The 10912-nt window shown below is 69.3% G+C and carries 6 protein-coding genes; all 6 read left to right on the forward strand.

From position 1 onward, the window contains the following. Positions 1–1317: efflux RND transporter periplasmic adaptor subunit (locus RT97_RS23870; protein WP_253278311.1), on the forward strand; the 1317-nt coding region annotated here is incomplete at its 5' end. Between the two features lie 27 nt (positions 1318–1344). Beyond that, positions 1345–4479, forward strand: a complete 3135-nt coding sequence (locus RT97_RS23875) for an efflux RND transporter permease subunit (RefSeq protein WP_042581328.1) — start codon at positions 1345–1347, stop codon at positions 4477–4479. Between the two features lie 679 nt (positions 4480–5158). Then, a complete protein-coding gene (locus tag RT97_RS23880) occupies positions 5159–7114 on the forward strand; it encodes a serine/threonine-protein kinase (RefSeq protein ID WP_042581329.1) in 1956 nt (651 codons plus the stop codon). Between the two features lie 57 nt (positions 7115–7171). After that, on the forward strand, positions 7172–8758 hold the full coding sequence (mltA, locus tag RT97_RS23885) for a murein transglycosylase A (protein WP_042581330.1): 1587 nt from the start codon (positions 7172–7174) through the stop codon (positions 8756–8758). Between the two features lie 141 nt (positions 8759–8899). Further along, positions 8900–9649, forward strand: coding sequence for a hypothetical protein (locus RT97_RS23890; RefSeq protein WP_042581331.1), 750 nt, complete (start codon positions 8900–8902; stop codon positions 9647–9649). A 28-nt stretch (positions 9650–9677) separates the two neighbouring features. Next, positions 9678–10826, forward strand: a complete 1149-nt coding sequence (locus RT97_RS23895) for a hypothetical protein (RefSeq protein WP_042581332.1) — start codon at positions 9678–9680, stop codon at positions 10824–10826. Positions 10827–10912: the final 86 nt, after the last annotated feature.

The raw sequence follows: 10912 nt of genomic DNA on the forward strand, positions 1-10912 counted from the left end.
GGTGGCCCAGGCGGTGGCCGGCCGGGCGGCGGCGGGCCCGGTGGGCGGGGCGGCGGCGGCGCGGCCGCCAACACCGTCGGTGTCGCCACGGCGCGGCAGGCCGACATTCCGGTGCAGCTCGAGGCGCTGGGCACCGTGACCCCGCTGGCCAACGTCACGGTACAGCCGCAGGTCTCGGGCGTGCTCACCGAGGTGCTCTTCAAGGAAGGGCAGATGGTCAAGAAGGGCGACGTGCTCGCCACCATCGACCCGCAGCCGTTCCAGAACGCGCTGGCGCAGGCGGCAGGTGCGCGCCAACGCGACGAGGCCCAGCTGGCGGCCGCGCGCGTCACGCTGCAGCGCTACCAGACGCTGCTCGGGCAGGACTCCATCGCCCGGCAGGACGTCGACACGCAGGCCGCCCTGGTCAAGCAGCTCGAAGGCACGGTCGCCATCGACCGCGCCAACGAAGGCACGGCCCGGCTCAACCTCACCTGGAGCCGCATCACCGCGCCGGTGAGCGGGCGCATCGGCCTCCGGCCCGTGGACGCGGGCAACTACATCTCGACCGGCACCACCGGCGGCGTGGCGGTCATCACGCAGATCGCGCCCATCGACGTCGAGTTCTCCGTGCCGCAAGACCGCGTGCCCGAAGTGCAGGAGCGCCTCGCGCAAGGCGCGCAGCTGGAGGCCACCGCCTTCGACCGCACCCGCACGCGCCAGCTTGCCAAGGGCATGTTCTCCACGCTCGACAACCTGGTCGACACGCAGACCGGCACCGTCAAGTCGAAGGCGCGCTTCTCGAATGCCGACGGCGCGCTGTTTCCGAACCAATTCGTCAACCTGCGGCTCCTGCTGCGCACCGTGAGCAGCGCGGTGGTGGTGCCGGTGACGGCGCTGCGCCACGGGCCCAACGGCGACTACGTGTACGTGGTGAACGAAGACAACACCGTCTCGCAACGCCCCGTGACGCGCGGCGAATCGAGCGTGGACAACGTGGCGGTCATGTCGGGCCTGAAGTCCGGCGAGCAGGTCGTGACCGAAGGCGGCGACCGCCTGAAGGACGGCGCGCGCGTGCAGACCCAGGCCGACCGGCCGGCCACGCCGGCCTCGGGCGCCGCATCGGGTGCGCGCCGCGGCAACCGCGAAGGCGGGCGTCGGGGCGAGCGCGGCAACAGGGAAGGCGGCCAGCGCCAGGGCGGTGCCGGCGCATCCGCGGGCGGAGGCGGCGCGCCGCCGAGCCAGCCGATCGAATCCGCCACGCCGCCGGCCGGCGCACCCGTTCCCCCGGCCACGCCGGCCGTTCCGCCGACGCCGGCCAACGGCCCGGCACGCTGAGGCGGGCCTGCCGCAGTCCCGCGCACGATGAGCCCCTCACGCCCCTTCATTCTTCGCCCGGTGGCGACCTCGCTGCTGATGGTCGCCATCGTGCTGGCCGGCCTGGTCGCGTTCCGCTTCCTGCCGCTGTCGGCGCTGCCGCAGGTCGACTACCCGACCATCCAGGTGCAGACGCTCTACCCCGGCGCCAGCCCCGAGGTGATGAGCAACACCGTCACCGCGCCGCTGGAGCGCCAGTTCGGCCAGATGTCGGGCCTGGACCGAATGAGCTCGACGAGCGCAGCGGGCGTGTCCATCGTCACGCTGCAGTTCTCGCTCGGCCAGACGCTCGACGTGGCCGAGCAGGAAGTGCAGGCCGCCATCAACGCCGGCGGCTCGCTGCTCCCTGCCGACCTGCCCGCGCCGCCGGTGTATGCCAAGGTCAACCCGGCCGATGCGCCGGTGCTCACGCTGGCCATCACGTCGGACACGCTGCCGCTCACCGAGGTGCAGAACCTCGTCAACACCCGCCTGGCGCAGAAGATCAGCCAGGTCTCGGGCGTGGGGCTGGTGTCGCTCAGCGGCGGGCAGCGTCCGGCCGTGCGCATCCAGGCCAACACGCAGGCGCTCGCGGCCAACGGCATCGGACTCGATACGCTGCGCACCGCCATCAGCGCGGCCAATTCCAACGGCGCCAAGGGCAGCTTCGACGGCCCCAAGCGCGCCTACACCATCAATTCGAACGACCAGCTGCTCACCGTCGAGGACTACAAGAACCTCATCGTCAGCTACAAGAACGGCGCGCCGATCCGCATGGTCGACGTGGCGCAGGTGGTCAACAGCGCCGAGAACACGCAGCTCGGCGCCTGGGCGGGCACGAAGACCGCCGAGGGCGGCGAAAGCGCCGAACCCAAGCTCACGCCCGCCATCATCCTGAACGTGCAGCGCCAGCCCGGCGCGAACGTGATCGCCACTGTCAACGCCATCAAGAAGCAGCTGCCCGAGCTGCAGGCGGGCTTTCCGGCGGGCCTGAAGATCGAGGTGCTGAGCGACCGCACCGCGGGCATCCGTGCTTCGGTGCAGCACGTCGAGATGGAACTGGTGCTGGCCGTGGTGCTGGTGGTGCTGGTGATCTTCGCGTTCCTCGGCAGCCTGCGCGCCACGATCATCGCGAGCATCGCGGTGCCGATCTCGCTCATCGGCACGCTCGGGCTCATGTACCTCCTGGGCTACAGCCTCAACAACCTGAGCCTGATGGCGCTGACCATCGCCACCGGCTTCGTGGTGGACGATGCGATCGTGATGATCGAGAACATCGCGCGCTACATCGAGGAGGGCGAAAAGCCCCTGCAGGCCGCGTTCAAGGGCGCGACGCAGATCGGCTTCACCATCATCTCCCTCACGGTGTCGCTCATCGCGGTGCTGATTCCGCTGCTCTTCATGGGAGACGTGGTGGGGCGCCTGTTCCGCGAGTTCGCGGTGACGCTGGCCATCACCATCCTGATCTCGGCCGTGGTGTCGCTCACGCTGGTGCCGATGATGTCGGCGCGCTGGCTCAAGCACGAGCCCAAGAAGGAGCCGGGCGGCACGGGCTTCGGCGCACGCGCGCAGCGTTTCTTCGACGGCGTGATGGTGCGCTACGACCGCTCGCTGCACTGGGTGATCGACCACCAGGCCCTTACCCTGCTGGTCGCTCTGCTCACCATGGTGCTCACCGTGGTGCTGTACCTCACGATTCCCAAGGGCCTGTTTCCCACGCAGGACACCGGCCAGCTGCAAGGCCGCATCCAGGCATCGCAGGACGTGTCGTTCGACCGCATGGCGCAACTGCAGCAGCAGGCGGCGCGCGCGATCCTCGACGACCCTGACGTGGAGAACCTCAGTTCCTTCGTTGGCGTGGACGCCGCCAACAACACCATGCTGCACACCGGCAGCATGCTCATCAACCTGAAGGGCACCCACGACAGCCAGCAGGAGGTGATGGACCGCCTGCGCGACCGCGTGCGGCAGGTGGCCGGCGTCACGCTGTACCTGCAGCCCACGCAGGACCTGACCATCGACGCCGAGACCGGTCCCACCGAATACCGCGTATCGCTCGAAGGCGTGAACAGCGCACTCATCACCGAGTGGATGAAGAAGCTGGTGGCCAGGCTGCAGGATTCGGAGAAGGTGCGCAACGTGAGCAGCGATGCCGGCGCGCAGGGGCTGGCCGCGTTCGTCAACGTGAACCGCGACACCGCGGCGCGCCTGTCGATCACTGCGAGCACGGTGGACGACGCGCTCTACAGCGCCTTCGGCCAGCGCATCGTCTCGACCATCTTCACCGAGACCAACCAGTACCGCGTGATTCTCGAAGCGCGGCCCGGCATGGTGAACACGCCGCAGACGCTGGGGCAGCTGAACCTGATCGCCGGCTCCGGCACCGCCACGCCGCTGGCGGCGATTGCCGACATCTCCGAACAGCAGGCGCCCCTGCAGATCACGCACGTGGCGCAGTACCCGGCGAGCACGCTGAACTTCGACACCGCGCCGGGCGTGTCGCTCGGCCAGTCGGTTGATGCGATTCGCGCGGCGGCCAAGGAGATCGGCATGCCCGGGAGCGTGACGATGACCTTCCTCGGCGCATCGGGTGCCTACGAGCGCTCGCTGGCGAACCAGCTGTGGCTGATTCTTGCGGCCGTCATCTGCGTGTACATCGTGCTGGGGGTGCTGTACGAGAGCTACGTGCATCCGCTGACGATTCTGTCGACGCTGCCTTCCGCGGGGGTGGGCGCCTTGCTGGCGCTGATGATCACGGGCAACGACCTGGGAGTGATCGGGATCATCGGGATCATTCTTCTGATCGGCATCGTGAAGAAGAACGCGATCATGATGATCGACTTTGCGATCGATGCGGAGCGGACGGAAGGGAAGTCGCCTCGGGAGGCGATTCACCAGGCGGCGTTGCTGCGGTTCAGGCCGATTCTGATGACGACGCTCGCGGCTCTTTTTGCTGCTGTGCCGTTGATGCTGAGCTTTGGTGAGGGTGCCGAATTGCGGCGGCCGCTCGGGCTCGCGATCTTCGGCGGGTTGATCGTCAGCCAGTTGCTGACGCTGTTCACCACGCCCGTCATCTATCTAGCGTTCGATCGGTTGGGGGGAGGCAGCTCGCGCAGGGGCGTGATCGAGGAGGAAGCGGTTTGAACCGTTTTGCTTCCTGTTTTTCGTTTTTTTCCCGAGACCGGGTCTCGCCCCGGCGGGCGACTTACTTTCTTTTGCTTCGCCAAAAGAACGTAAGCAAAGAAAAGGCGACCCTGCTGTCTGCGTCCCTTCGCTTCGCTACGGGCAACCTGCGGTGCTCGCGTTTCGCGGGGTCTCGCCGAACTCGCTTCGCTCAGACAGCGGCGAGCCCTTGTCCGCGAAACGCTGCGCTCCTCGGCGCAGCCAGAAGGGACTTGCAAAGACAGGCCTTCGCTGCGCTCGGCACCCAGGACACCGCGGGCCATCGCTTCGCTCGGCGTGCTAAGAGCCAACAGCACCTCACAACCAATTCAAGGCTGACACGCGAAGCGTGTCAGCCCTTCGGGCCGAGCGAAGCAATGGCCCGTTCGGTATCCACCCCCCTCTGTCTGCGCCGAGGAGCGCAGCGTTTCGCGGATCAGGGCTCGCCCTTGTTTGAGCGAAGCGAGTTTGGGCGAGACCCCGCGAAACGCGAGCACCGCAGGTTGCCCCGTAGCGCAGCGCAGGGGTCGCAGACAGTGGGGTCGCCTTTTCTTTGCTTACGTTCTTTTGGCGAAGCAAAAGAAAGTAAGTCGCCCGCCGGGGCGAGACCCGGCCTCGAAAAGCAAATCCTAAAAAGCGTTCAACCAGCAGGAGCAGGTCAATGACCGACTCCCCAACACCCCCCCCGCCGGAAGACGACCGCACCCGCGTCGTCTCCCGCCAGACCCCGCAGCCATCAACCGGCGGCGACACCGCCGCAACCGTCATCAGCGTGACCGGCCTGTCCAACGTCCCGGCCACGACCCCGTCATCAGGCACCCACGAAGCCGGCCTCCTCCCCGTAGGCAGCCGCCTCGCAGAATTCGAGATCACGCGAGTCATCGGCCAGGGCGGTTTCGGCGTCGTCTACGAAGCCTGGGACCACGACCTCGAACGCGTCGTGGCCGTCAAGGAATACCTGCCGACCTCGCTGTCGACAAGGCAGCACGACGGCACCGTCGTCCCCCTCTCGGAGCGACACCGCGAGACCTTCGACCTGGGCATGCGCAGCTTCATCAACGAGGCCCGCCTCCTGGCCCAGTTCGATCACCCATCGCTGCTGAAGGTCTACAGGTTCTGGCAGGAGCGCGGCACCACGTACATGGTGATGCCCTTCTACCGCGGCGACACGCTGCGGGAGGCGCTGGTCTCCATCCCGGCGGGCGTCGACGAGGCCTGGCTCATCCGCATCATGGACGGCGTGACCCAGGCGCTGGGCGTGATGCACAACGCCAACTGCTACCACCGCGACATCGCGCCCGACAACATCATCCTGCTCGAAGGCTCGGGCCGCCCGGTGGTGCTGGACTTCGGCGCCGCGCGCCGCGTGATCACCGACAAGACGCAGGCGATCACCGTCATCCTGAAGCCCGGCTACGCGCCCATCGAGCAGTACGCCGAGATGCCCGACATGTCGCAGGGCGCGTGGACCGACGTCTACGCGCTCGCGGCCGTGATGCACGTGGCCGTGTGCGGCCGCGCGCCGCCGCCTTCGGTGGCGCGGCTCCTGTCCGACAGCTACGTGCCGCTCGCGGGCAACGACATCCTGCGCCAGCGCTACAGCCTGAAGCTGCTGCAGGCGATCGATGCGGGCCTGGGCGTGCGGCCCGAGCAGCGGCCGCAGTCGATGGCCGAACTGCGCGCGGCGCTCGATCTGGAAGTCGGCCACAGCATCGCGCCGACGCCGCGCACGCAGCCGCCGTCGGGCGCGCGCGCGGGTGGCGGCGGCAACAACACAAATGCGAATGCGGCCACGGTCATCGGCGGCAAGAAGGCACTGCCGCCGGCGCCCGCACCCGGCAGCGGCAACAGCAACGCCACGGGCAAGGGCAATGGCAAGGCGGTTGCGGCCATCGCCTCGATCGCCGTCGTCGCGGCGCTCGCCGGCGGCGGCTGGTGGTGGTACCAGGGCCGCACGGCCGGCGCCGACGGCACGGGTGGCGACGTGGCCGGCGGCAAGGGCAAGGCGACCGACATCACGACCGCGCCGCCGCCACCGCAAGACATCAAGGTGACCACCGCACCCCCGCCGCCTCCGCCGCCACCACCGCCGCCCCCTCCGGCGCCGCGCACGCCGCTCGAATCGCTGCAGTCGCTCGCGGCGGGCGCCGCGCCCGGCTTCGAGGTCACGGCCACGGCGAAGAAGCCCGAGGTGAACATCGGCAAGGACAAGCTCGCCTTCGAGGTCCGGAGCAAGCGCGACGGCTTCGTCTACGTGTTCCTGTTGTCCAGCGGCGGCGAGATGTTCCTCCTGTTCCCGAACCTGCTGGACAAGTACAACAAGATCACCGCCAACAGTGCGCTCGCGCTGCCGCGCGCCTCGTGGCCGATGGATGCCGGCGGCCCAGCCGGCACCAACCAGTTCGCCGTGCTCGTGAGCGAGCACGAGCGCGACTTCAGTGCTTCCGGCGTGCAGAACGACGGCGTGTTTCCGCAGTTCCCGCTGCCGGTGCTCTCGGCCCTCGAAGCCACGCGGGGCACCGGTCCGTCTCCGCTGCTGGGCAAGCCGACCTGCGCGCCCGGCGCTCCGTGCAACGACGTCTATGGCGTCGCGAATTTCAAAATCGTCGAGAAGTAATCGTCTGTAGAGCGTTGGCCCTGCGATGGGCCGCTTTTTCCGGACAAGGAGACTTTCATGCATACCTCACAGTCGCCGCGCTTGACCACCACGCTGATCCGCTGGGCCGCCGTTGCGGCCGTCGCATCGCTGGCGGGCTGCGCCAACACGCCGCCCACCGCGACCTCCGCCACGACGGCCTCCACCGACACGTCCGCGGCCACCACGGGCCCGCGCACGGCCTCGACCGGCGCGAGCGTGGCCGGCCAGGCGCGCACCTTCTCCACGCAGTTGGCCACGTACACCTCGGTGAGCTTCGATGCGATGCCGGGCTGGTCGCGCGACGATTTCTCCGAGACCTGGCCCGCGTTCCTGGGCAGCTGCAAGGTGCTCACCGGCCGCGGCGCCGAGTGGAAGGAGGTGTGCGACCGCGCTGGCAAGGTCGACGGCAAGAACCGCAACGCCATCCGCAGCTTCTTCGAGAGCGAGTTCTCGGCCTACCAGATCCGCGACGACGACCGCAAGCCCGATGGCGTGGTCACCGGCTACTTCGAGCCCGAGATCGCGGGCAGCCGCACCTACGGCGCGCCGTTCATCTACCCCGTGTACGGCCAGCCGGAAGACATGCTGTTCGCCGACGCGCGCAAGCTCCCGGCCGGCAGCGGCACGGTGGCCGCGAAGGTCGAAGGCCGCAACGTGGTCGTGCAGACGGGCCTGAGCACGCGCGACATGGGCGCGTCCGGCCTCTACGCGCTCGATCTCTCGGCGATCACCCGCGACACGCTCGACCGCAAGGTGCGCATGCGCATCGAGGGCAAGCAGCTGCTGCCGTACTACACCCGCGAAGAGATCGAGACCAAGGGCGCGCCCAACGCCAAGGTGCTGGCCTTCGTGAGCAGCGCCACCGCGCTCTACGAAATGCAGATCCAGGGCTCGGGCCGCATCAAGCTGGCCAACGGCGACGTCATCCGCGTGGCCTACGCCGAGCAGAACGGCCAGCCGTTCCGGCCGACGATCGCGCAGGCCGCCAACGGCAAGCCGCGCAGCGCGGTGAAGGTGCGCGGCTCGTCGATCGAGCTGCAGCTGGACGACGGCGACGACGACGACGTCGGCGGCGTCGACAGCGGCGTCATCCGCACGCGCGGCTTCACGCTCGCACGGCCCACCGCCAGCGGCGCGGTCGTGGTGCCGGGTCGCCGCACGGCCGGCGCGGTGACGGGCTCGGGCATCAAGGACCCGAGCTACGTGTTCTTCAAGGAATCGACCTCGCCCGCGGGCGGACCGGTCGGCGCCTTCGGCGTGCCGTTGTCGGCGGGGCGCTCGATCGCGGTCGATCCGCGCAGCACGCCGCTGGGTTATCCGGTGTTCGTCTCGACCCGCACGCCCGGCAGCGGCGCACCGATGCAGCGCCTGACCATCGCGCAGGACACCGGCGGTGCGATCCGCGGTGCGGTGCGCGCCGACTATTTCTTCGGCAACGGCCAGGCGGCCGCGACCAACGCGCGCCGCATGAAGGAACGCGGCCAGCTGTGGATTCTTCTGCCGCGCGGCCTGGCGGTCGCGCAGGCCGCGGTGTCGTCGACGATGCGCACGCGCGGCAGCCCGGTGGGCGCGGGCCTGGCGCAATGCCTGGTGCCGAGCGAAGGCGTGTGCGTCGACGACTGATGGACCCGGCTCTTCAACGGTGGACGCAGTGGAGCTTTTTCAGGGAACACCGCGGAACCGGCTTTGCCGGGCCGGTGGTGTTGCCCCCTGCAAGGGGGTGGGAGAAGCGACACGACGTGCGAGAAGCCTGGGAATGAGCCAATGATTGAAACCCTTTCGTCCGCAGAGAGCACCGAGCTCGTCCGCCTCTGGCGGCGGCGGCAGACGCTGTCCTCGAACGACATGGGCACCATGTATCGCATCGTTGGCGACGCGCTCGTGGCCTGCAATCCGCCCGAGCTGCAGGTGTTGGGCGAAGGGCGGCAGGAGCTCGTCGCGCAATTCATCTACGTGAAGGTGCTGCGGCTCGATGCCGATCCCGATGAGGCCGACGAGCGCGCGAGCCACAGCGCGCCATCGACCGCCTTCGCGCTCTGCGCGTATTTCCGGCGCTACCTGATCGACTGCACGCGGGCCAGCTCGTTCCGCCGCAAGGTCTCCATCGGCGACCAGATCACCGAAGCGCAGCTCGAAGACGAGATCGGCGCCGGCGAAGACCTCGACGGGTGCCTCGCCGAACACGGCCTGAGCGCACAGGCGGTGCAGCTGGCCGCGCGCGCCTTCATCGCCGGGCTGCCCGAGCCCGAGCGCATCCTGTTGTGCGAAGGCTTCGGCAAGGAAGCCGAAGGCGGGCTCTCGGGCATCGCCTCGCGTCATGCCATCGCCTCGTACCACTACCGCGCGGGGCGCCTGGGCCTCGTGCACAAGCGCGAGGGCCTGACCGCCGATTACGCCAAGACCCGGCTGGGCGGCTGGATCCAGGAGACCCTGGGCATCGCCATCGAGACCGAAAACATGGCGGCGATCCTGCAGGTTTTCAAAATCCTCGGTGCTGAAGCGTCTTATGCCTGAAGACATAGCCATTCAGGAACAGACCGCCATGAACACCGAACTCTGGCCCCCGCTCAGCGTGATCCGCAACGCGTTCGAAACCGTCAGCGCCGCCGTGCCCGACGTGGCTGCCGGCGTGGCCACGGTGGCCATGCCGGGTGCCGCGCCGCAAACCGCACCGATGGGCACTTTCGCGCTGCACGACCTGCTGCTCCCCCTCACCGAATTGGCCCGGCGCCGCGAGGCTGTCGCCCAGCGCGCCTTTCCCGCACGCTGGGCGCCGGGCCGCCTCGTCAGCGTGGTGCACGAAGGGCGTCTGCTCGGCGTGCTGTTGGACCGCTGCATCCAGGGCGACCTGTGGCAGGGCTGGATGGCCGCGGGCGAGGCCGACTGGGCCGGCGCGTTCGACGTGCTGCTCGAGCCCGACGACGAACCCTTCGAGCCGGCCTTCGGGCTCGTCCAGGCCTGGAACGTGCTGACGCTCGAGCCCAGCCCGCAACTGTGCGCGCGCGTGCTCGGCGAGGTCTCGGCCACCCGGCTCGCGGCGATCCGCGCGGTGCACGACGAGTGGGCCGCGCAGAAGCTGCTGCCGATCACGCCCGAGCCCGGCCGCATCGCACTGCGCACGGTGGGCGGCGTGTTCTCGGTGCTCTCGGGCACGCCGCTCGGCCCGGAGGACCCGCGCGCCGACTACCAGGCGCTGTACCGCACCGCCGGCATGCAGCTGGGTTCGGCGCTGGTGCAGTCGCCCGCTGCGGCGCCGGCTGCGCCCGTTCCCCCGCGCGCCCGGCCGCAGGAGCGGCCCGAGGGCGGCTGGTGGGGCAGCATCCGCCGCTGGTTCGGCGCCGATGGATGGATGCGGCCCGCGTTCGCGGTGCTGGCCCTGTGCGTGGTGGTGCAGAACGTCGGCCTGCTCGGCGGGCGTGGATCGCAAGAGGACGACGTGCGCTTTCGCAACGTGCCCCCCGCGCCCGATGCGGGTGCCGTGGCGCAGGCGAACCTGGTCGTGCGCTGGAAGGACGGCGTGCGCATCGACGAGGCCGACCGGCTGCTGCGCTCGATGTCGGCCGAAGTGGTCGGCGGGCCGGGCACGAACGGCGTGTGGCGCCTGCGCGTGGACGATCCGGTCGGCGGCCTGTCGTTGCTCGCGGCCTCGCCGCTGGTCGAAACGGCCGGGCCGGCCTCGGAGCGGCCATGACGTCGGCCGTATCCCTGTCTTTCTCCCTCCCCTTCCGGGGGAGGGGCGGGGTGGGGGCGAGCGGCGTATCCATCGGGCGCTCTGCG

The sequence above is a fragment of the Variovorax paradoxus genome, assembly GCF_000834655.1.
GTDB lineage: Bacteria > Pseudomonadota > Gammaproteobacteria > Burkholderiales > Burkholderiaceae_C > Variovorax > Variovorax paradoxus_F.

Coding starts and splice junctions, on each gene's coding strand:
- RT97_RS23880 (WP_042581329.1), top strand. CDS start 5,159: ATGACCGACTCCCCAACACCCCCCCCGCCGGAAGACGACCGCACCCGC.
- mltA (WP_042581330.1), top strand. CDS start 7,172: ATGCATACCTCACAGTCGCCGCGCTTGACCACCACGCTGATCCGCTGG.
- RT97_RS23875 (WP_042581328.1), top strand. CDS start 1,345: ATGAGCCCCTCACGCCCCTTCATTCTTCGCCCGGTGGCGACCTCGCTG.
- RT97_RS23890 (WP_042581331.1), top strand. CDS start 8,900: ATGATTGAAACCCTTTCGTCCGCAGAGAGCACCGAGCTCGTCCGCCTC.
- RT97_RS23895 (WP_042581332.1), top strand. CDS start 9,678: ATGAACACCGAACTCTGGCCCCCGCTCAGCGTGATCCGCAACGCGTTC.